This is a genomic window from Acidisoma sp. L85, assembly GCF_009765865.1.
Lineage (GTDB): Bacteria > Pseudomonadota > Alphaproteobacteria > Acetobacterales > Acetobacteraceae > Acidisoma.
In genome coordinates this window covers 349817-369892 of record NZ_LMUQ01000076.1, presented here as the reverse complement: position 1 = coordinate 369892, position 20076 = coordinate 349817, and the positions used below count along the sequence as shown (strand labels likewise).

General features: G+C 62.4%; 22 protein-coding genes. 7 read left to right on the top strand and 15 right to left on the bottom strand.

Annotated elements, in window-relative coordinates; translation table 11 throughout:
- Window positions 1–15 precede the first annotated feature (15 nt).
- Together GSQ83_RS27440 and GSQ83_RS27435 are read left to right on the top strand one after the other, a co-directional pair.
- Window positions 16–1620 carry an electron transfer flavoprotein-ubiquinone oxidoreductase gene (locus GSQ83_RS27440; RefSeq protein ID WP_158806107.1) on the top strand — a complete coding sequence of 535 codons (1605 nt, stop codon included), beginning with the start codon at window positions 16–18 and terminating at the stop codon, window positions 1618–1620.
- Between the two features lie 8 nt (window positions 1621–1628).
- The gene (locus GSQ83_RS27435; protein WP_158806024.1) at window positions 1629–1883 is read left to right on the top strand and encodes a DUF1244 domain-containing protein; all 255 of its coding nucleotides are present in this window, start codon (window positions 1629–1631) and stop codon (window positions 1881–1883) included.
- An 82-nt stretch (window positions 1884–1965) separates the two neighbouring features.
- On the opposite strand, the gene GSQ83_RS27430 is transcribed toward GSQ83_RS27435, so the two are convergent.
- Window positions 1966–2466: a hypothetical protein gene (locus tag GSQ83_RS27430; protein ID WP_158806023.1), complete on the bottom strand. Its 501-nt coding sequence runs from the start codon at window positions 2464–2466 to the stop codon at window positions 1966–1968.
- 277 nt (window positions 2467–2743) lie between these two features.
- Between GSQ83_RS27430 and GSQ83_RS27425 the strand changes: the two genes are divergently transcribed.
- Window positions 2744–2935 (top strand): DUF1244 domain-containing protein, encoded by a 192-nt coding sequence (locus tag GSQ83_RS27425; RefSeq protein WP_371418085.1) that lies wholly within the window; start codon window positions 2744–2746, stop codon window positions 2933–2935.
- 62 nt (window positions 2936–2997) lie between these two features.
- Here the strand turns inward: GSQ83_RS27425 and GSQ83_RS27420 are convergent, their stop codons facing one another.
- Window positions 2998–3513 carry a hypothetical protein gene (locus GSQ83_RS27420; RefSeq protein WP_158806021.1) on the bottom strand — a complete coding sequence of 172 codons (516 nt, stop codon included), beginning with the start codon at window positions 3511–3513 and terminating at the stop codon, window positions 2998–3000.
- A gap of 258 nt (window positions 3514–3771) precedes the next feature.
- Here GSQ83_RS27420 and GSQ83_RS27415 point away from each other — a divergent pair, with 258 nt between their 5' ends.
- Window positions 3772–4044 carry a DUF2312 domain-containing protein gene (locus tag GSQ83_RS27415; protein ID WP_158806020.1) on the top strand — a complete coding sequence of 91 codons (273 nt, stop codon included), beginning with the start codon at window positions 3772–3774 and terminating at the stop codon, window positions 4042–4044.
- A gap of 12 nt (window positions 4045–4056) precedes the next feature.
- Here the strand turns inward: GSQ83_RS27415 and GSQ83_RS27410 are convergent, their stop codons facing one another.
- Complete coding sequence (locus tag GSQ83_RS27410) at window positions 4057–4536, bottom strand: peroxiredoxin (RefSeq protein WP_158806019.1); 480 nt, start codon at window positions 4534–4536, stop codon at window positions 4057–4059.
- Between the two features lie 153 nt (window positions 4537–4689).
- Between GSQ83_RS27410 and GSQ83_RS27405 the strand changes: the two genes are divergently transcribed.
- Window positions 4690–5310 carry a YqgE/AlgH family protein gene (locus tag GSQ83_RS27405; protein WP_158806018.1) on the top strand — a complete coding sequence of 207 codons (621 nt, stop codon included), beginning with the start codon at window positions 4690–4692 and terminating at the stop codon, window positions 5308–5310.
- Window positions 5311–5503: 193 nt separating this feature from the next.
- Here the strand turns inward: GSQ83_RS27405 and GSQ83_RS27400 are convergent, their stop codons facing one another.
- From GSQ83_RS27400 to GSQ83_RS27380, 5 genes are all read right to left on the bottom strand, one after another.
- Window positions 5504–6196, bottom strand: a complete 693-nt coding sequence (locus GSQ83_RS27400; protein ID WP_158806017.1) for an ABC transporter permease — start codon at window positions 6194–6196, stop codon at window positions 5504–5506.
- 4 nt (window positions 6197–6200) lie between these two features.
- Window positions 6201–6875, bottom strand: coding sequence for an ABC transporter permease (locus GSQ83_RS27395; RefSeq protein ID WP_216850607.1), 675 nt, complete (start codon window positions 6873–6875; stop codon window positions 6201–6203).
- A gap of 69 nt (window positions 6876–6944) precedes the next feature.
- Window positions 6945–7721, bottom strand: coding sequence for a transporter substrate-binding domain-containing protein (locus tag GSQ83_RS27390; RefSeq protein ID WP_174246741.1), 777 nt, complete (start codon window positions 7719–7721; stop codon window positions 6945–6947).
- 34 nt (window positions 7722–7755) lie between these two features.
- Window positions 7756–8571, bottom strand: coding sequence for an ABC transporter ATP-binding protein (locus tag GSQ83_RS27385; protein WP_158806016.1), 816 nt, complete (start codon window positions 8569–8571; stop codon window positions 7756–7758).
- 304 nt (window positions 8572–8875) lie between these two features.
- Window positions 8876–9145: a hypothetical protein gene (locus tag GSQ83_RS27380; protein WP_158806015.1), complete on the bottom strand. Its 270-nt coding sequence runs from the start codon at window positions 9143–9145 to the stop codon at window positions 8876–8878.
- Between the two features lie 163 nt (window positions 9146–9308).
- On the opposite strand from GSQ83_RS27380, the gene GSQ83_RS27375 reads away from it, so the two are divergent.
- Window positions 9309–9539, top strand: a complete 231-nt coding sequence (locus GSQ83_RS27375) for a hypothetical protein (RefSeq protein WP_216850606.1) — start codon at window positions 9309–9311, stop codon at window positions 9537–9539.
- Window positions 9540–9647: 108 nt separating this feature from the next.
- Here the strand turns inward: GSQ83_RS27375 and GSQ83_RS27370 are convergent, their stop codons facing one another.
- The 6 genes from GSQ83_RS27370 to glgX all read right to left on the bottom strand — a co-directional run bounded on the left by GSQ83_RS27370 (window position 9648) and on the right by glgX (window position 17075).
- Entirely contained in the window at window positions 9648–10583 is a 936-nt protein-coding gene (locus tag GSQ83_RS27370; RefSeq protein WP_158806014.1) for a hypothetical protein, read from the bottom strand.
- Window positions 10580–10864, bottom strand: a complete 285-nt coding sequence (locus GSQ83_RS31555; RefSeq protein ID WP_371418088.1) for a DUF6932 family protein — start codon at window positions 10862–10864, stop codon at window positions 10580–10582. The genes GSQ83_RS27370 and GSQ83_RS31555 overlap by 4 nt, the downstream gene beginning before the upstream one ends.
- Window positions 10855–11157, bottom strand: coding sequence for a DUF6932 family protein (locus GSQ83_RS31550; protein WP_371418084.1), 303 nt, complete (start codon window positions 11155–11157; stop codon window positions 10855–10857). The genes GSQ83_RS31555 and GSQ83_RS31550 overlap by 10 nt, the downstream gene beginning before the upstream one ends.
- A gap of 112 nt (window positions 11158–11269) precedes the next feature.
- Complete coding sequence (recQ, locus tag GSQ83_RS27365; RefSeq protein ID WP_158806013.1) at window positions 11270–13090, bottom strand: DNA helicase RecQ; 1821 nt, start codon at window positions 13088–13090, stop codon at window positions 11270–11272.
- Between the two features lie 65 nt (window positions 13091–13155).
- Window positions 13156–14946, bottom strand: coding sequence for a malto-oligosyltrehalose trehalohydrolase (gene treZ, locus GSQ83_RS27360; RefSeq protein ID WP_158806012.1), 1791 nt, complete (start codon window positions 14944–14946; stop codon window positions 13156–13158).
- Window positions 14943–17075, bottom strand: coding sequence for a glycogen debranching protein GlgX (glgX, locus tag GSQ83_RS27355; protein WP_216850605.1), 2133 nt, complete (start codon window positions 17073–17075; stop codon window positions 14943–14945). Before glgX ends, treZ begins: the two co-directional genes overlap by 4 nt.
- Before the next feature lie 236 nt (window positions 17076–17311).
- Between glgX and GSQ83_RS27350 the strand changes: the two genes are divergently transcribed.
- Window positions 17312–18283 (top strand): glycosyltransferase family 2 protein, encoded by a 972-nt coding sequence (locus GSQ83_RS27350; RefSeq protein ID WP_371418087.1) that lies wholly within the window; start codon window positions 17312–17314, stop codon window positions 18281–18283.
- 220 nt (window positions 18284–18503) lie between these two features.
- On the opposite strand, the gene ftsZ is transcribed toward GSQ83_RS27350, so the two are convergent.
- Window positions 18504–20069: a cell division protein FtsZ gene (gene ftsZ / locus GSQ83_RS27345; protein WP_158806010.1), complete on the bottom strand. Its 1566-nt coding sequence runs from the start codon at window positions 20067–20069 to the stop codon at window positions 18504–18506.
- Window positions 20070–20076 lie beyond the last annotated feature (7 nt).

Genomic DNA, 20076 nt, shown 5'->3' with positions numbered 1-20076 from the left:
ATGCAACGCGAGTCGATGGAATTCGATGTCCTGATCGTGGGCGCCGGCCCCGCCGGACTCGCCGCCGCTATTCGCCTCAAGCAGCTCGAACCCGAGACCTCGATCTGCATCGTCGAAAAGGGCAGTGAGGTCGGCGCCCATATCCTGTCAGGCGCCGTCATCGAGCCCCGCGCCCTGGACGAGCTTCTGCCCGACTGGCGCAACATGGACAGCCCGATCAAGACCGAGGCGAAGGACGATCGCTTCTATTTCCTCACCGAGAAACACGCCTTCAAACTGCCGACGCCGCCCCAGATGCATAATCACGGCAATTACATCGTAAGCCTCGGTGATGTCGTCCGCTGGCTCGCGACGCAGGCGGAGGGGCTGGGTGTGGAGATTTACCCCGGCTTCGCGGCCGCTGAATTACTAGAGGAAGGCGGCCGCATCGTCGGCATCGCCACGGGCGACATGGGCCTCGACAAGAGCGGGCATCCGGGCCCCAACCACCAGCCGGGCATGGAATTGCGCGCACCCTATACGCTCTTCGCCGAGGGCTGCCGTGGAAGCCTGTCCAAGCAGCTTATGGCGCGCTTCGATCTCAGACGGGGTGTCGATCCGCAGACCTATGGGCTTGGCATCAAGGAGCTGTGGGAAATACCGGCGGCCAATCACAAGCCGGGCCTGATCGAGCATAGCTTCGGCTGGCCGATGGATCGCAGCACCTATGGCGGGTCCTGGCTGTACCATTTCGGCGACAATCTGGTATCCTACGGTTTCGTCATCGGGCTGGACTACAGCAACAGCTGGATCTCGCCCTTCGACGAAATGCAGCGTCTGAAGACCCACCCGCACATTCGGAAACATTTCGAGGGCGGGCGGCGCATCAGCTATGGCGCACGGGCGCTCAGCGAGGGCGGGTTACAGTCGATCCCCCGCCTCACCTTTCCCGGCGGCGCGTTGCTCGGCGATGCGGCGGGGTTCCTCAACGTGCCGAAGATCAAGGGCACCCACGCGGCGATGAAATCCGGCATGCTGGCGGCCGAAGCGGTAGCGGAGGCGCGGGCGACAGGATCGATGGAGCCCAGCAGCTTCACCGCTAAGGTGCGCGGGAGCTGGCTGCACGAGGAGCTATCCTCAGTGCGAAACATTCGCCCGTCCTTCGCGAAGTTCGGCAACCTCGGCGGCTTTCTCTACTCGGCGATCGACACCGTGCTGTTGCGCGGCAAGGCGCCCTGGACCTTCCATCACCCGCATGCCGATAACGAGACGCTGGAACCGGCCCGCGACGACGATCGCATCGTCTATCCCAAGCCGGACGGTGTGCTGACCTTCGACCGCCTCTCCTCGGTTTTCATCAGCAACACCAACCACGAGGAAGGCCAGCCGGTGCATCTGCACCTGCGCGACCCGGCGGAATGGTTGCCGGTGAACTGGGAGAAGTTCCGCAGCCCGGAAAGCCGCTACTGTCCCGCCGGAGTCTATGAGGCTGTCGGAGTCGCGGAGGGTCATCCGCAGTTGCAGATCAACGCGCAGAACTGCGTCCACTGCAAAACCTGCGATATCAAGGACCCGATGCAGAACATCGACTGGGTCACGCCCGAGGGCGGCGGCGGCCCGAATTATCCTGGCGGCATGTGAGGCGAACGATGACCGAGATCGACAACACGATGCGGACGGAGCTGGAAGCGGCGGCCTTCCGCAGCCTGGTCGCGCATCTGCGCGAGCGGACCGATGTGCAGAACATCGACCTCATGAATCTGGCCGGCTTCTGCCGCAACTGCCTCTCGCGCTGGTATCGCGAGGCGGCGGAAGCGCGCGGCGTGGCGCTGCCCGACCCCGACGCCCGCGAGATCGTCTACGGCATGCCTTACAAGGAATGGCAGGCGCTCCACCAGAAGTAGGCGCCTGCGGCCGCGATTGGGCAGATCGGCTCAGAGTGAGCCGATCGAGCGTTTCTTGGCCCTCTGAGATCCCGATCAGGCGCTAGAGGCGCGTTTCCTGCATCTCCGGCAAGAAGTTGGAGGGGATGCGCGGCGGAACCTGCCGGTAGCCCGGATCGTTGTAGTACCAGTCGTAGAGCCGATAGCCGCCGTAGGTGAGCGCCGTCCCCGCTGCCAAGACACCCACAACCGGCAGCGCGTATGAATAGACTGGCCAATCTTCGCCCATTTTGGGACTGATGCGGGTTTTGACGCCTCCGGACAGCCCCGGGGGCGTCCCCCAGTAGGTTTTATTGGGCCTGTTATCGCCAAAATTGGTGATCGCGTTGGACACCGCACCCGCAGCGCTGACGATATTGCCTTTGACCCACTCCCAAAACCCCGGCGGCGACGGACCACCGCCGAAGCCGCCTGTTGCTCCGTAACCTGCACCATCCTTCGCCTTCAAAAGCGTACCGAAGCCATCTTTCTGCGGTCGCGCATCAAGCGATGAATTGTTTGCCTGTCGCGTGGAAATGCGGATGTTCGAGGTATCGATGCCCATAGCGCGATCCCTTCAATGAGGACCTGCAGCAAACATCTCAAAGGGTTTACACAATATTACTTTAGGTGCCGATTTTGAGTCTCGATTATCTTTTCTTAACGATGATTTCGTTTGCGGCCTTTTCCGCCCCTGAATGGTTCCGGCCGCTCGGGGCAGCGGGAGTGGTTCGAGAGATGGATTGGGCCGGTGTTCGATTGACCACAGCCGCTACGGCGGGCCGATGTGCTCTTTTCGCCGATGCCGCGGCCTGGTCGCGCATCTACTCGAGCAGTCCGATGTGCAAAACATCGACCTCACGGATCTGGCTAGCTTCTCCCGCAGCTGCCTCTCCCGCTGCTATCGCGAGGTTGCTGACACGCGCGGCGTGGCGCTGCCCGATCCCGATGCCCGCGAGATTGACTACGGAATGCCTTACAAGGAATGGCAGGCGCTCCCTCCAGAAGTAGGCGCCTACTATAGGGCGGGATGAAAGCAGATCAGGATGAGCCGACGAAGTTGCCCTTCTTGCGCTCCTGAGAGCCTGATCAGGCTTCAGACGGAGGCTCGCCGGATCGGCGGCAGGACTTCAGCCGGATAGGGCGATTGGACCAGCTGGTAAGCGGGGTCGTTGTACCATCTGTAGAGCCGATGGCCGACATAGCCGCCAGCGCCAGCAAAAGTAACGACAACGACGGCCGGCAGAACGTAAGGATAGATCGCTTCACCCGCCGCGTATCCCTGTTCGCCCGCTGCGTATACCGGCTCACCCCCGCCCGATTTGGGACGAAAGGTTTTGTTTAAGTCCGGTCGCATGTACCTAGGCTGGTACCCAACGACCGCCCTATATGCGGTGCTCGCGGCGCCGGAGATACTGTCTCCTACCGACTTCCAAAATCCCGGCGGCGGCGGACCGAAGCCGAAGCCACCGGTTTCCCCAAGGCCAACACCATCTTTCATTTTCTTGGGCTTCAGCAGTTCGCGAAACGCATCTTCCTGCTGCCGCAAAGCACGCGATGCAGGATCTGCTCGTGAAGCGGCGATGCGGTTGTTCGAGGCACCGATGTTCATAGCGCGCAACCCCTCAATGGAGATGCGTAGGGAGCCGCCTAAAGCGTTTACACAATATTACGTTGCGAGCCGTTTTTGGTTTTCATCTATCATTTGTAAACTTCGATCTCGTTTACGGCCTTTTGCGCCTCTCAACGGTTCCAGCGCTCCCGCGGCGGCTGTGATTCGCGACATAGGAAGGGGCCTGGGCGCGGTTGACCATCGCCGTCCGGGCGGGTTAATGCGCCCTCCCCCGCCGTTGCCCGAGGAGTTACCGACATGGCGCTCGACACCACCGAAACCGCCGATGCCGCCTCCCACAGCAATATCGCGGCCGACCGCCTGCGCAGCATCATCGAGCGCATTGAGCGGCTGGAGGAAGAGCGCAAAGCGCTCGGCAGCGACATCAAGGACATCTATGCCGAGGCGAAATCGGCGGGCTTCGACGTGGCGGTGCTTCGCCAGCTGATCCGCATCCGCAAGCAAGAGCCGGCGGATGTCGAGGAGCAGGAGACCCTCCTCGACGTCTACCGCCGCGCCCTCGGTATGTGACGCCGGGTGGCGCTACAGCGCCGCCAGCACATCCTCCGCCCGGCTGGCCTCGAAGCTGCCGGCCTCCTCAACGCCGAGGAACGTCACCTTGCGGTCGTCCGCGACCAGCGCGTAGCGCTGCGAGCGGATGCCCATGCCACGGCCCATGAGGTCGAGCTGCAGACCGAGCGCGGAAGCGAAATCCGCCGAACCATCCGCCAGCATGATGATGCGGTCATCCACTGCCCGGTCCTTGGCCCAGGCGCGCATCACAAAGGCGTCGTTGACCGCGATGCAGGCCACGGCATCGATGCCCTTCGCGCGAAAAGCCTCCGCATTCTCGAGGAAACCGGGTAGGTGGCGCTCGCTGCAGGTCGGCGTAAAGGCGCCGGGAACGGCGAAGAGCACGACCTTGCGGCCGCCGAAGATTTCGTCCGTCGTCACCGCGCGCGGGCCATCGGCTGTGGCCTGGGTCAGCTTGATGCTGGGGATGGTATCGCCGACTTTGATCATGGGATGCTCCGTGCTCTCACGTTGAACGCGAAGTCCTAACCCCGGCCCGCCGCCGAGTCACCTAGGCGCGAAGACCTCAACGACACGCGGCATCGTGCGATACCGCAGAGCGCCCCGCTTGCGGAGGAGCCCTGGCCGCGCCAAATTTCGAGGATGGCCAAAAAGCTCGCATCCTTCGACTCCGACCCGCCCGCGCCTACGCCCGCGTCAGAGGAGGCGGATCGCCGGCTGACCGGCCAGATCCTCGCCGCGATGCCGTTGCTCGATGACCCGCGCTTTGCTCATAGCGTCATTCTCGTCTGTGCCCACAATGCCGATGGGGCGATGGGCATCATCCTGAACCGTTCGCTCGACCGGCCGAATTTCGAGGGGCTGCTGAAGCAGCTCGACATCAGCCCGGTGCCGCCGCAGCGGCAGATTCGCCTTTGCGCCGGCGGCCCGATCGACAGCGTGCGCGGCTTCGTCCTGCACACGCGGGACTGGACGGCCGAGAACAGCCTGGCGGTCGATGAGGATTTCGCGCTGACCACGAGCCTCGACATCCTCAAGGCGGTGGCCGAGGGCAATGGTCCTCGCGAATGCCTGCTGGCCCTGGGCTATGCCGGCTGGGGACCCGGCCAGCTCGACGAGGAATTCGGCAACAACGCCTGGCTATCGGTGCCCTCGGACGAGGCCCTCATCTTCGACGCCGACAATGGCAGCCGCTGGCGCCGGGCCCTCGACAAGCTGCATGTCGATCCGGCGTTGCTCTCACCAACCGCTGGGCACGGCTAGGCGGGGGCGCTACGGCGCATGATGACCTTATACTGAACCGCGCCCAAAAGATCCGTCATGGCACGCGAAGGCGTGCGGGGCACCCCGTGCCATCCACGCCTTACTTTTGTGAAGCTAGCAAGGCGTGGATGCTCGGCCTTCGCCGAGCATGACGAGGTGGAATGACTGCGGTGCAAATTAAAGACATTCCACGCTAGCTTCGGATCATGTGGCGGTTGAGACGCGCTTCGGCGAAGCCGAATCCGCGGGTGATGATGAAGGTCAGCACAATATAGATCGCCCCCGCGATAAGCAGCGGATTGGTCGAGTAGCTGACCGCCACAAGCCGTCGCGCGACCCCTGTCAATTCCATGAGCGTGATGGTGCTCGCCAGCGCCGTGGATTTGAGCTGGATCACCACCTCGTTGCTGAGCGCGGGCAGCATCAGGCGATAGGCGCGCGGCAGGATGATGCGGCGATAGGCAAGCGCCCGGCTCATGCCAATGGCGGTTGCCGCCTCGCGCTCGCCATGCGGCACCGCCAGAATGCCGCCGCGCACGACCTCCGCGAGATAGGCCGCCATGTTCAAGGTCAAAGCGATGAGGGCGCAGGGATAGGCATCGCGCAAGAAGACCCAGGCGAAGGAGTGACGGAGAAAGGCGAATTGTCCGAGGCCGTAATAGATCAGGAAAATCTGGATCAGCAGCGGCGTGCCGCGAAAGAAAGCGGCGTAGCAGAAGGCGACACTCCGCAGCACAGCGCTATGCGATAACCGTGCGAGCGCCAAGGGCAGGCTGAGCACGAAAGCCGCTACGACCGAGATCGCGACGAGCTGAATGGTCAGCAGCGTGCCAGCGATGAAGCCTGGGCCGTCGTAATTCGTCCAGAAGGCGGAAAGCGTGTTCATCGCCTCATCTCCGCAGCACGCCGCGGCTGGAGAAGCGCTCCAACGCGTGAAACACCGGCGTGGAGCCCGCGAGAAGCAGAAGATAGAGAAAGGCAGCGACAAGAAAGAACGTGAAAGGCGCGCGTGTGACCTGAGCGCCGATATTCGCCTTCTCCATGAGTTCCTGCAGCCCAAGAACCGAAACCAGCGAAGTATCCTTCAACAGATTCTGCCAAAGGTTGTTGAGGCTGGGCAAAGCAACGCGCCAAGCCTGTGGCAGATGAATGCGCAGAAAAACATGGCCCGGCCGCATGCCAAAAGCACGTCCCGCCTCGATCTGGCCATGCGGCACCGCGAGGAAAGCGCCGCGAAACGTCTCCGACGAATTGCAACCGAGCACGAGGGAAAGCGCGAAGACGCCACCCGCGAAGGGGCTGAGCTGCGCGTCCGCTTTGGTCACCATGTAGATGAGATTGGTGAGGCCGAAATAGCAGATCAGCAGGATGACGAATTCCGGAATGCCCCGGATGAGATTGGTGACCGCCGTCACCACCCGCCGCAACACGACGTTCCGCGACATCTTGGCACCCGCCAGCAACATGCCGAGCAGAAGGCCGCAGACCAGACAGGTAAAGGCAAGTTCCAGGGTGACGGCGACACCGACAAGCAACTGCCAGCCGTAACCCTGGAGATCGATCACGTGATGACCCGCGACATCACCGTCATCCCCGGTGAAGAATGCCCGAGCATGACGGCGACAGAATCGGCGCTAGGACTTCGGCGCCATGCTGAAAGGGAAATATTCCGCGTTCACCTTGGCAAAGGAACCATCCTTAAGCACCTGAGTGATCGCGGCGTTCAGCGTATCGCGCAGCTTGGTGTCGTCCTTGCGTACCGCCATGGCGGTATTGCCTGAGCCCAGCGTCGCCGGATCGACCAAAGGCTTGCCGAGGTAATCGAACTCCGCCTTGCCGCCCTTGCGCAGGAAATCATAGGCGACGGGCTGGTCGCAGACCGTGGCGTCGATCCGCTGCGCCTGCAGATCCTGAAAAGCCTGGTCCTGTCCGTCATAGGATTTGACGGTCGCGATACCCTTCAGAGTCTTGTTGGCCCAGACTTCCTCAATCGTCCCGCTCTGCACGCCGATTGTCTTGCCCTTCATCGTGGCCGGATCCTCGGTGATCGCCGAGCCTTTGGGACCGACCACCACGACGCCGTTAAAGGTCACGGGCGAGGTAAACGACACGCTTTTCTCACGCGCATCGGTGATGCCCATCTGCGACAGCACCGCGTCGATCTTATGCGCATTGAGCGCCGCGATCATCGCGTCGAAACTCATATTCACCCATTTGCACTGGATCTTCGCGACGGCGCAATATTGGTTGCCGAGTTCGATCTCCATGCCTTTCAACTGGCCACTGGCGGCGGTGTATTCGAAGGGCGGATAGTCCGCCTCGGTTCCGATGCGCACGACATCCTGCGCATAGGCATGCACCGTAAACATCGCGCCGCCCGCGATCACCGCACCCCAAAGCCAGTTTCTCATGAGACGCCTCTTTCTCGTTTTGCAGTCGTGAACATCAATGTGTCAGCATCCGCGAGAGGAACTGACGGCAGCGCTCGGAATTCGGGCGCAGGAAGACCTCGTCGGGCGTGCCCTCCTCCTCCACCCGCCCCTGATGGAGGAAAATGACGCGGCTCGCCACGCTGCGGGCGAAGGCCATCTCATGCGTCACCACCAGCATGGTGCGGCCCTCCCGCGCGAGATCTCGCATCACGGCCAGCACCTCGCCCACCAGTTCGGGATCGAGCGCCGAGGTCGGTTCGTCGAACAGCATCACGGCGGGTTCCATGCAGAGCGCGCGAGCGATGCCGACGCGCTGCTGCTGGCCGCCCGAAAGCTGCACCGGATAGGCATTGCGCTTTTCGGCGAGGCCGACCTTGGCGAGCATCGCCTCGGCCCGCTCGGTCGCCTCGCGCTTCGACAGTCCCAGGACATTGCATGGCGCCTCGATGAGGTTCTGCAGCACCGTCATATGGGTCCAGAGGTTAAATTGCTGGAACACCATGCCGAGACGGCGGCGAATCCGCTCCACCTGGCGGCGGTCGGCGGGGGCCTGGGTGCCATCCTTGTGGCGGCGCATGGCGATGAGCTCGCCATTGACCCAGACCTCCCCGGCATTGGGCATTTCGAGCAGGTTGATGCAGCGCAGCAGGGTCGATTTGCCGGAGCCGCTGCTGCCGAGGATGGCGATCACATCATGGTCATGGGCAGTGAGGGAGACGCCCTTGAGCACCTCGAGGGGGCCGAAGCACTTATGCAGGTCCTCGATCCGGAGCGCCTCGGCGGCCGTCCCGCGCGGCGTGCTGGCGTCGAGGACGGTGGTGGTCGACATGGCGATGGGCCTCCGCTGGGCGAGGGCGAAGTTGGGTGGACGGGGTGCGGGTGTCAAGCTGGGGGTGTGGGGTGGGTTTGATCTCGGGCGGGGACTAGTGGGCGATTTTGCGGCGTTCCGCTTAAACCGCTGCTCCTGCTTCACCTCATGGGCCACGGCGGGGCATATCCGCTGCTACGTGCCTTCTTCGGGGCGGTCCGATGGTAAGTAGATCCGGACTCTTTGAGAAGTATGCCGACAATTGGCCTCGCCGGGCAGGCTAAGCCAAGATGCGCGCTCTACGGTGAATTTCGCGATTACAGCTTCATGCCTCAATCATAATAAGACGAAAGCCACGATATCGTTTTCGAAGCGCCATGCGAATGACGACGACCGCCCAAACAATGCCGATCACTCCCCCTATTGACGTAGCCAAAACCACACCAGCATGCCCCAGCGACACAAAGAAATGTCGGAAGATTACTATCCCGACGCCCGACAAGGCTCCCAGCCCCACACCTCCGACAAATCCTCGCCAAAGAAAAAGCCAGTAAATGCGGAATACTCTACCCCAGGTGATATCGATCGGCTGCATCCCGAGATCCTAACCTATTCAACGTTAAGAACTCGCAAATTCCTGTCGTGTTCAGTTGGCCGGCCGGTCGAAAGAGCGTCGGTAACGAGATGGCGGCGGCGCAGGGTGTTGTGGGCAGCTTATAAACGACGACGGCTGAGGCCGGGGTGAGTGGAGGCTGGATATGGCGCTGACGCGGAGTTTCAAGGATCTGGTGCAGACGCGCATCGCGCGCGAGCCCTCTTTCGGCGAGGCGTTGCTGCGCGAGGGGATCGACGCGCTGTTAACCGGCGACGTGGACACCGGCAAGGCGATCCTGCGCGACTACATCAAGGCAACCGTCGGCTTCGAGACACTGGGCAAGACGGTCGGGGCTACCGAAGAGCCTGGTTCGGATGCTTGGTCCTCGGGGTAACCCGCAGGCGGGGATTTTGTTTTGTATTATCGGTATCTAGAGAGGTAGGTGTGGGGGTTCGATCGTAAGGGAAGATACTAAAAGCGCTTCTCAATGTTCCTCTGGATGTTATTCGTCTGCCGTTAGGTCGGTTAGAATATATGACCGCTTCGAGAATTGAGACCGCTCGATAGTTTTGATTGAAATTGTTGCCAACCAGCGGCGTCCAAGCTCGAGGCCTTCATCCTTAATGCGGCTCAAAAATGCTTGACTGAGCTGAGAGCCAGCCACACCAGTTATAGTCTCATCATTATCTTCGCGAACAAAGTCGAATGTCCTGGCAACAGGAGAGAGTCCAACGAGTTTTCCCCTTACCTTTTCTTCTCTTTCAGAGATGCTGCTATCATTGGCTCGAAACGACGCGCGACTTACGGCTTGTCTGTTAAAGTAACGCTCACGGTCACTTTCTATTATACGCAAAGTCCCTTCGGAATCTTGCAAAGCCTTTATCAAATCTCTCAAACTGATCATCAGACGGTTATCAATATTGTCGAGAGCTTTTTCAAACTCCAAGTCCTCTGCATAGGCAAAGTGATGTATTAGATCAGTGACTTCAGAAATTGCTATCTTTACGGTCGAAGCGAACAGTTGGGGCTCCTCCGCTCCCTCTTCCTCAAGCACGAACCCGAATGAGCCATGCAATGTTCCAGTGATATTTAGCCGCGCTTGTACGCGATCGGGGATCGGACCACTCTGACGAAAAGTACCGTGAACACGGCCGACGGCCTGCTTTGTGATCAAATCCTGATATGCTGCGAGACTGCGAGCAGCAAAGTCTGTATCGATTGAGCGTGATCCTTGCACTCGCGGGCCACCGAAAACCAGCGTCGCGGTACCCGTCGTATCTGTGGAAGTATCTAAAGCCTTTATCTCCTCGGCGACCGCATCGCGGCGACTCCGAAGCGAGATTGATGTCAACAGCGCATCTGACGGCACTTGATCGACCAAACGATTTAAAGCTGCCTGTTCTGCGAAGAGAATGTCACGGGTTAGCTTACGGTTCACAACGCTCTCCTCTGCGACAGCGCAGCTCCAGCTAGCGCATCGGCCGCAGGATCAGGGAAAGGAACCTGCAGGATCCCTTTCCACTCCCCATTCCGGCTATGACTGAAGAGACCGTACCAATAATGCGTCAACGGCACCAAGCTGGCAGACTCTACGTCTAGTTCCACTATATACGCATCACAGTTAAAGTCGAGTTTTGAGGCCGGCATGAAAAGCCCCGCTAATGTGGAAAGTTCAGCCTCGACGAATTGCGTCCATTGCGCGGGCGCCCTTACTGAAATCGGCCGTGAACGAACGAAACGACATCAATATCACCTGGGGGACGACCCCGCAGATTTTCGCAGTCCTCAACGAAGCTACCCGCAATCCACTGGAAGCCGGTAAAACCAAGCGCCTCAAGCTTCTCTCGATAGCGAAGTAGACCCTCTAACATGCTCCCTCTGGTTATCGACGTTGCGAAGGTAGTTGCAAGATTTGCCATGTCAGTAAGGTAAGGTGCCCGATCGGCGGACACCGCCGGATCGCCACCCAAGAATGGAGGCAACAAACCAGAATGAGACAGAGAAGGAATCATTAGCGTCACAAGATTATGGAATGGTTACGATATCGGTAGATTTTGGGCCGGGATAGCCCTTTCCTGCTCTGACGTAACTCGATCCAGGGTTTTGAGGGCGATCTGTCTCCGTCTATCGCCCCAAAACCCCCAACACCCCCTCCCCATATCGCTCCAACTTACTCGCCCCCACGCCCTTGATCCGCCCGAGCGCCCCCAGCGTCGCCGGCCGCAGCGCCGCCACGTCCCGCAACACGCTGTCGTGGAAAATCACGTAAGGCGGCACAGCCTGCCGTCGTGCCTCCTCGCTCCGCCACGCCCGCAAGGCCGCGAACATATCCGCGTCCTCTGGCGCCACATCCGCCGGCGCGGGCGCCTCCCCGCGACGCGCGGTGCCGCGCTCGCGGGGCAGGTCCTGCGCCATCTCGTCCGCGCGCAGCATCACCGGTTGCTCGCCGCGCAGGATGGGGCGCGCGGTATCCGCGTCTAGCGCCAAGGTCGCGTAATCGCCCTCGCCCGTGCGCAAAGCGCCGCGCGCGATGAGCTGACGCAACACGCCGCGCCAGAAGGACACGCTGCGGTCCCGTCCGATGCCGAACAGCGGCAAAGCATCGTGGTGATGGCGCTCCACCGCCTCGGTCTTCTCGCCGCGCAGCACGGACACCACATGCAGCGCGCCGAAACGCTCGCCGGTGCGGTAGACGGCGGAGAGCGCCTTGCGCGCCGCTTCCGTGCCATCGAACAAAGCCACCGGCGAGAGACAGGTGTCGCAATGGCCGCAAGGCTCCGCCAGTTCCTCGCCGAAACAGGCGAGCAGCGTGCGGGTGCGGCAGGCGGTGGTTTCGCTGAGGGTGATCATCGCCTCCAGCCGCTCGCGCATGACGCGCTTCTGCGTCTCGGGCGCCTGGCTCTGCGTGAGCCAGTGACGCGCGCGGCCGATATCCTCTCCGCCATACAGCAGCAACGTGTCGGCGCGGTCGCCGTCCCGTCCCGCGCGGCCGATCTGCTGGTAGTAGCCCTCGGGGCTATCGGGCATGTCGAGATGCACGACGTAGCGCACATCCGGGCGGTCGATGCCCATGCCGAAAGCGATGGTGGCGCAGATGATGACCGGCTCGCCGGAGCGGAAGGTCGCGAGGTTCGCGCGTTTTTCCTCGGGCGCCAGTCCGGCATGGAAGGCGAGCGCGGGCAGACCCTTTTCGCGGAGACGCTGGGCGGTGCGCTCGGTCTTGGCGCGGCTGCCGCAATAGACGATGCCGGCAGCACCTTCATGGCGGCGCAGGAAGCTCGCGAGCTGCGCCGTCTCGCTGGTCTTGGGACTCGCGGCGATGTGCAGATTGCGGCGATGGAAGCTGGCGGCGAAGACTTTCGCCTCCGGCATGTCGAGCGCTTGCAGGATGTCCGCGCGCGTTCGGGGATCGGCGGTGGCGGTCAATGCGATGCGCGGGACATTGGGGAAGCGCTCGGGCAGGCAGGCTAGCGCGCGGAACTCGGGCCGGAATTCATGGCCCCAGGCGGAGACGCAATGCGCCTCGTCGATCGCGATGAGAGCGATGTGGAGGCGCGCGAGGCGATCCATCATGCCGTTGGACAGCATGCGCTCGGGCGAAAGGTAGAGGATGTCGAGCGTGCCATCCATCAGCGCGCGAAACACCCGCTGGCTCTCCTCCGGCTCCAGCTCGGAATGCAGCGCGCCGGCGGAGGCGCCGAGCTGGCGGAGGCCGGCGACCTGGTCATCCATCAGCGCGATGAGGGGGGAAACGACGATCGCGGTGCCAGAGCGGCAGAGGGCGGGCACCTGGTAGCAGACGCTTTTGCCGCCGCCGGTCGGCATCAGAACGAGGGCGTCGCCGCCCGCCACGACATGCTCGATCGCCTGTTGCTGCAGGCCGCGAAAGCCCGGGAAACCGAAGACGCGGTTCAGGACCTCGGCTGGGTCGGCGAAAGGGTGCAAGGCTGGGTCCGTCTCATCAGGCCCCCCCTCCTTTACAGGGATGGGAGCCTGAAGGCGATGAGCGGTCAGGCCGTTTCGATGCTCCAGACCACGGCCCAGGGGCCGAGTGCCGCGGTCTCGGTAGTGTTTTCCGTCCAGATGATGCGGCCGATGGCAGCCGGCGCGCCGCTGACGGATTGAGCCGAGAGATTGGCGAGGAGTCGCAGCCGCCGAGTCCCGGCCTGCCACACCACCGACACGGCGCTTTCGCCCAGTTCCTCGTAGGTGCCACCTCGCGTGATGGCGGGGATCAGCGGCACGACCTCGGCACGGCGCACCGCGAGGATGTGGCGGAACCAGTCCAGCGTGTTCTGGTCCAAGCTGTCCCAGGGCAGCTTGGCGGAGTCGAAGGTGCTGTCGGCGAGAGGATCGGGAATGTGGTCGCGCTTCTCGGGATCCTGGAATTCGGGGAATTTGGCGAACTCCTCGCGGCGTCCTTCGCGCACTTTATCGGCAAGTTCGCCGTCGAAATCAGCGAAGAATGGGAAGGGCGTGGTCGCACCCATCTCCTCGCCCATGAAGATCATCGGCGTCTGAGGCAGCAGCAGCGTGACGGCGGAAACCGCGCGCACCGCTTCTGCCGACGCAATCGCCGCGAGGCGTTCGCCGAAGGCGCGGTTGCCAACCTGGTCGTGATTCTGCGCGAAAGCCACGAAAGCGGCGGGTGGCAAATGGCCGCTCGGTTCGCCACGCGTCTTGCCGCTATATTCCATGTGCTCGCCTTGGAAGGCGAAACCCTCGGTCAGCGCGCGCCCGAGAAGATCTGTGCGGCCGCGATATTGCCCGTAATAGCCGGCACTTTCGCCCGTCGCCGCGACATGCAGAACGTGATGCACATCGTCGTTCCATTGCGCGGTGTAATGGCACGGCTTCCCCGGCGCCTCGCGCTCCAGCCGATGCGCGCCGTTTTCCTCGTTTTCAAGGATGAGGTGAATCGGGCGGTCGGTGATGGTCTGCCGCACGGTGTCAGCGAGTTCGACGAGCAAATGCGGCTTGCTGTCATCGATGATGGCATGCACGGCGTCGAAGCGCAGGCCGTCGAAATGGTATTCCTCGAGCCAATAGAGTGCGTTCTGGATGACGAAATCGCGCACCGGACGGCTGTGCTTGCCGTCGTAATTCACTGCCGGACCCCATGGTGTGTGGTGACGCTCGGTGAAGAACGTTGGCGCATAGACCGGAAGGTAGTTCCCGTCCGGTCCGAAGTGGTTGTACACGACATCGAGCAGCACCATGATCCCGCGCTCATGGGCGGCATCGATGAGCGCCTTGAGATCCTCGGGCCGGCCATAGGCGCTGTCGGGTGCGTAGAGCAGCACGCCGTCATAGCCCCAGTTCCGGCGCCCGGGAAAATCGGCAACCGGCATGATCTCGATCGCCGTGATGCCGAGATCCGCGAGATAGTCGAGCTTGCCAATTGCCGCGCGGAATGTGCCCTCGGGCGTGAAGGTGCCGATGTGCAGCTCGTAGACCACTGCCTCATCCCACGGCCGTCCGCGCCAATCGGCATCCTTCCAGTCATAGGCTGCCGGATCGATGACCTCGCTGGGGCCGTGCACATCCTCGGGCTGGAAGCGCGCGGCGGGATCGGGAACTTGCAAACCGTCCTGCAGCACGTAGCGGTAGCGCGAGCCGGGATGCGCGCCGACCGTCACAAGCTCGAACCAACCCTCCGGCTGATGCGCCATCGCCACCGGCTCGCGGTCGTCGATCACGATGCCGATATGCGTCTGGCTCGGCGCCCAAAGGCGAAAGCGCACGCCGCCTTCATGCAACTCCGCGCCCTGCGGCAGGACGTGGCTTCGCGTCACGCTCATGCGGCGGGCTCATCGACATGGGCGAGAACGAGCACGGAGCGGCCTGTCATCGTATAAACATCACCGGTGTTGAATTTGCTGTCCGAGCCTTCAGGGATATTGGTGTCGAGCACCATCTTCCAGCCTTCGCCGCCGAGCGTGTCGGGAATGGTGAAGTTCACGCCATCCGCCGCGCCGTTGAAGACCAGCAGCATGGTAGCATCACCGCCACGCTTCTTAATGCCCGTCGCCTGCGCCCGGCCGTCGATCAGCATGCCGAAACACTTCATGCCCTCGTCGCCCCATTGCGCGTCATCCATTTCCTCCCCGGATGTGTTGATCCAGGTGACGTCCTTGACGCCGAGTTCCTCGTTATAGGCGCCCGTCAGGAAACGTGTGCGGCGAAGGATCGGGTAGCGATGACGCAGCCCGGTCAGCGTCTTGACGAAGGCGATTAGGTTTTGCCCCTTCTCCTCGATCTCCCAATTGACCCAGCTGATGTCGCTATCCTGGCAATAGGCATTGTTGTTGCCCTGTTGCGTGCGGCCGAATTCGTCGCCGGCCAGCAACATCGGCGTGCCTTGAGCCAGCAGAAGTGTCGTCAGCATGTTGCGGATCTGGCGGGCGCGCAAAGCCTCGATCTCGGGATCGTCGCTGGGTCCCTCGACGCCGCAATTCCAGGAGCGGTTGTCGGAGCTGCCGTCCTTGCCGTCCTCGCCATTCGCCTCGTTGTGCTTGTCGTTATAGGTGACGATATCGTTCAGTGTGAAACCATCATGCGCGGTGATGAAATTCACGCAGGCTTGTGGTTTGCGCCCCTGCTTGTCGAATAGATCGCCGGATGCGCAAAGGCGCGGCACCAGCGCCGCCGCCGAGGCCTCACCTTTCCAGAAATCCCGCACGGTGTCACGGAACTTGTCGTTCCACTCGGCCCAGCCCGGCGGAAAGCCACCCACCTGGTAGCCGCCGGGTCCGCAATCCCACGGCTCGGCGATCAGTTTTACGGTCGCCAGCAGCGGATCCTGGCCGCAGGCTTTGAGGAAGCCGCTCTGCTCGTCAAAACCATGCGGCTCACGCGCGAGGATGGTGCCGAGGTCGAAGCGGAAGCCGTCCACATGTGTCTCAGCCACCCAGTAGCGGAGGCTGTCGGTGACGAGGCGCATGACGTTCGGATTGCTGAGATTGACCGTATTCCCGGTGCCAGTGTCGTTGATGTAATAGCGCGGCTGGTCGGGCAGCAGACGGTAGTAGCTGGCATTGTCGATGCCCTTGAAGGACAAGGTCGGCCCCAGCTCGTTGCCTTCCGCCGTATGGTTGTAGACGACGTCAAGAATGACTTCGAGCCCGCCGTCATGGATGCTCGCCACCATTTCCTTGAACTCGCGCAGGCTATTGGCGCGGTCTGAAGCGTAGCGGGTCGCCGGCGAGAAGAAGCCGATCGTGTTGTAGCCCCAGTAATTGACGAGACCTTTTTCCAACAACTGGCTGTCATCGACGAAACTATGGATTGGCAGCAGCTCGATCGAGGTGACGCCGAGCGACTTGATGTAGTCCACCACCGGCTTCTGGCCGAGCCCCGCGTAAGTGCCGCGCAGCTTCTCGGGCACTTCGGGGTGCTTCTTGGTGTAGCCTTTGACATGGGTCTCGTAGAGGATCGTGTGATCCCAAGCGATCGGGTTGCGGTTGGGCTCGCCCTTCCAGTCGAAATCGGGATCCACCACGACGCATTTCGGCATGAAGGGGGCGCTGTCGCGCTCGTCGAAGGTGGTGTCGTCGCCGCTTTCCATCTGGTAGCCGAAGATGGCGGGGTTCCATTCCAGCGTGCCCGTATGCGCCTTCGCATAGGGGTCCAGCAGCAGCTTATTCGGGTTGAAGCGATGGCCCTGTTCCGGCTCGTAGGGCCCATGGACGCGGTAGCCATAGACCTGGCCGGGGCCGATGCCGCCGACCCAGCCGTGGAAGGTCTGGTTGGTGTATTCCGGCAGCTCGATCCGGTGCAACTCCTTCTTGCCCTCGGCATCGAACAGGCAAAGCTCGACCTTGGTCGCATTGGCGGAGAAGAGGCAGAAGTTGACGCCCTCCCCGTCCCATGTCGCGCCCCTGGGATAAGGCAGGCCCTCGCGAAGGCGAATGGTCGAGTTTTCGGGCAAGGTGGGGCTCCGGATTGTCAGGGGCTAGCGGCTAAGGCGTCACCTAGATGGCCCCGGCGGCGCCACCCTCAAGAGACGCCGAGGGATGCGGCAGGCTCGGCCCCATCACTTCACCTCGGGGTTGCCTCCTGAGGGATAGGGCAATTTGTAACGATTCCGATCTGTTCTTGGCGCCCTGGGGCCGCTACGAAGGGATTGTGTCCCAGGCCTCAGCCCGCCTGCCCGAGCTATCGCCTGTGCTGGAGTCCCGGGAGCGCCCGGAGATTCCGCTGGTCTCGATCGTCGTCCCATTCCACAACGAGGCCGAGAATGTCGAGCCGCTATACCGGCGTCTCAGCGGTGCCCTGAACGACCGTCCTTTTTTATGGGAACTCGTCTGCGTCAATGATGGCAGCCGGGACGGCACCTTGGCCGCACTGGTGGCGCTCGGCCGCCGCGATCACAGGGTCCACGTCCATGACCTCTCGCGCAACTTCGGTAAGGAGGCAGCGCTCACCGCGGCGGTGGAGCAGGCGCATGGCGACGTCATCGTTCCAATGGATGCCGACCTCCAGGACCCGCCCGAGGTCATCCCCGAACTCGTCGCGAAATGGCGGGAGGGCTATGATGTCGTCAACGCCCAGCGCAGCACGAGACGCCATGATAGCTGGCCGAAGCGCTACACCGCCCATCTCTTCTACCGGGTCATCAACCGGCTGAGCTCGATCGACATTCCGCTCGACACCGGCGATTTCCGCCTGATCTCCCATGCCGTCGTGGAGGCCTTGCGGCTGATGCCCGAGCGGCGGCGGTTCATGAAAGGCATGTTCGTCTGGGTCGGGTTTCCTACCGCGACGATCACCTATGACCGCGACGGGCGGCATGCCGGGCGATCGAGCTGGAGTTATTGGCGGCTGTGGAATTTCGCGATAGAGGGCATCACCTCGTTCAGCCAGGTCCCGCTTCGCGTCGCCTCCTATCTCGGCCTCGGCGTGGCGGCGCTCTCGATCCTCTACGGGGTCTTTTTGCTGCTGCGAACGATGCTCTACGGGAACCTGGTGAGCGGCTACCCGTCGATGATGGTGGCGATTCTGTTTCTTGGCGGAGTGCAACTCGTGGCGCTCGGCGTGATCGGCGAATACCTCGGCCGGATCTACGAGGAAACCAAACAGCGCCCGCTCTACATCATCCGGCAGAGCTGGAACGCCAAGCAACCGCCGCCGACCTGAATAGGCGGCGCCTGCACCAGCCGGGTGTGTAGTTCCAGGGCCGCGCGGGTCTCTTCCCCTCCCTGCAATGGAAGGGCCGGGGTGGGTGCTTGTTGCGCTAGGTGAAGCCATCGACGCCCAAAACCCACCCCAATCCCTCCCTTACAGGGAGGGGAAGAGAGGGAGGCGCCGTAAGGAAAGCGATGCCGAGTGCGCGGCTTAGCGCGATCTCGGCCCGCGTTCAGTGGACCTGCTTGTCCTGGCGGATCAGGAAGGTCGGGATCGAGATGCCGAGCTGGTGGTCCGGACTCGTCTGCGCCGGGGCACGCACGTTATCGGCTCGCACCTCCGGTGCGGGCTTGGCGACCGGCTCTTGCCGCTCGGGTTGCGGCACAGGCCCGCCGGTCGCGGCGGCCAGCTTGTTGGCGAAAGGCTTCGTCACGCGGCTGAAAAGACTATTGCCGCTCGGGGCCGGCGTCTCCTTCACGCGAGGACTGGAATCCGTCGTGCGGACAGAGTCCGCGAAGAGGCCGCGAGTCCCCGTCGGCGTCGCGGCAGGGCGCTGCGGCAAAGTCGTCCGAGGCGCGTCGGCAGGCTGAGAAATTCCCGTTCCGCCACCGCGTCCCCATTGTGGTTGCGCCGGAGGCTGGCTGTAGTTCTGATCCAGTGAAACCGCGCCGCCATGTGTCCCCGTGGCCTGCATCTGGATCTCGGCGACGGCCGCGACGGGCATCACCGTGGCATTGCTCGCCGCATGCTGCTGTGTCGCGACCATCGGCGTCACCATACGGTCGTTACTGGTCGCGAGTTCGAGCCTCGGCCGGTATTCCATCGCCGCGGAGTCTATGCCGGTCGCGACCACGGAGACGCGGATACGGCCGTTGAGGCTGCTGTCGATCGCCGAGCCAAAGATGATATTGGCTTCTTCGTCGACTTCCTCGCGGATGCGGTTCGCGGCCTGATCGACCTCGAACAGCGTCATATCCTCGCCGCCGGTGATGTTGATCAGCAGGCCGCGCGCGCCCGCCATATTGGTGTCTTCCAGCAGCGGATTGCTGATGGCGGCCTCGGCGGCACGCACCGAGCGGTTGTCGCCCTCGGCCTCGCCCGTGCCCATCATCGCTTTGCCCATCTCGGACATCACGGTGCGGATATCTGCGAAGTCGAGGTTCACGAGACCGGGCACGACCATGAGATCGGTCACGCCGCGCACGCCCATGTAGAGGACGTTATCAGCCATCTGGAAGGCTTCTTTCCAGCTGGTGTGCTCATTGGCGATCCGGAACAGGTTCTGGTTCGGGATGATGATGAGCGTATCGACATATTGCTGCAGTTCGGCGATGCCGGCCTCCGCCGCGCGGGCACGCTTCACGCCCTCGAAGGAGAAGGGCTTCGTGACGACGCCGACGGTCAGGATGTCATGCTTGCGTGCGAGGCGTGCGATGACCGGCGCCGCGCCTGTGCCCGTGCCACCGCCCATGCCGGCGGTGATGAACACCATGTGGACGCCTTCGAGGTGACGCTCCAGATCGCTTTCCGCCTCTTCCGCCGAGAGACGGCCCACTTCCGGCTTGCCGCCCGCGCCATTGCCTTGGGTGATGGTCGGCCCAAGCTGAATACGGCGATCGGCGCGGCTGCGCATGAGCTGCTGCGCATCGGTATTCGCGACGATGAAATCCACGCCCGGCAGATTGAGCGCGATCATGTTATCGACAGCATTGGTACCGCCGCCGCCGACGCCGATCACCATGATCTTGGGCGTGAAATCCGCATGCGTTTCGGTGGGGACGGTCAGGTTGAGGGTCATGAGCGGT

Excerpts from the sequence above, each read along its gene's own strand:
- treZ (WP_158806012.1), bottom strand. The coding sequence starts at position 14,946 with ATGAGCGTGACGCGAAGCCACGTCCTGCCGCAGGGCGCGGAGTTGCAT.
- GSQ83_RS27435 (WP_158806024.1), top strand. The coding sequence starts at position 1,629 with ATGACCGAGATCGACAACACGATGCGGACGGAGCTGGAAGCGGCGGCC.
- GSQ83_RS27380 (WP_158806015.1), bottom strand. The coding sequence starts at position 9,145 with ATGCAGCCGATCGATATCACCTGGGGTAGAGTATTCCGCATTTACTGG.
- GSQ83_RS31550 (WP_371418084.1), bottom strand. The coding sequence starts at position 11,157 with ATGATTCCTTCTCTGTCTCATTCTGGTTTGTTGCCTCCATTCTTGGGT.
- GSQ83_RS27400 (WP_158806017.1), bottom strand. The coding sequence starts at position 6,196 with ATGAACACGCTTTCCGCCTTCTGGACGAATTACGACGGCCCAGGCTTC.
- GSQ83_RS27375 (WP_216850606.1), top strand. The coding sequence starts at position 9,309 with ATGGCGCTGACGCGGAGTTTCAAGGATCTGGTGCAGACGCGCATCGCG.
- GSQ83_RS27385 (WP_158806016.1), bottom strand. The coding sequence starts at position 8,571 with ATGTCGACCACCACCGTCCTCGACGCCAGCACGCCGCGCGGGACGGCC.
- ftsZ (WP_158806010.1), bottom strand. The coding sequence starts at position 20,069 with ATGACCCTCAACCTGACCGTCCCCACCGAAACGCATGCGGATTTCACG.
- GSQ83_RS27420 (WP_158806021.1), bottom strand. The coding sequence starts at position 3,513 with ATGAACATCGGTGCCTCGAACAACCGCATCGCCGCTTCACGAGCAGAT.
- GSQ83_RS27430 (WP_158806023.1), bottom strand. The coding sequence starts at position 2,466 with ATGGGCATCGATACCTCGAACATCCGCATTTCCACGCGACAGGCAAAC.
- GSQ83_RS27390 (WP_174246741.1), bottom strand. The coding sequence starts at position 7,721 with ATGAGAAACTGGCTTTGGGGTGCGGTGATCGCGGGCGGCGCGATGTTT.
- GSQ83_RS27410 (WP_158806019.1), bottom strand. The coding sequence starts at position 4,536 with ATGATCAAAGTCGGCGATACCATCCCCAGCATCAAGCTGACCCAGGCC.
- GSQ83_RS27415 (WP_158806020.1), top strand. The coding sequence starts at position 3,772 with ATGGCGCTCGACACCACCGAAACCGCCGATGCCGCCTCCCACAGCAAT.
- GSQ83_RS27405 (WP_158806018.1), top strand. The coding sequence starts at position 4,690 with ATGGCCAAAAAGCTCGCATCCTTCGACTCCGACCCGCCCGCGCCTACG.
- GSQ83_RS27440 (WP_158806107.1), top strand. The coding sequence starts at position 16 with ATGGAATTCGATGTCCTGATCGTGGGCGCCGGCCCCGCCGGACTCGCC.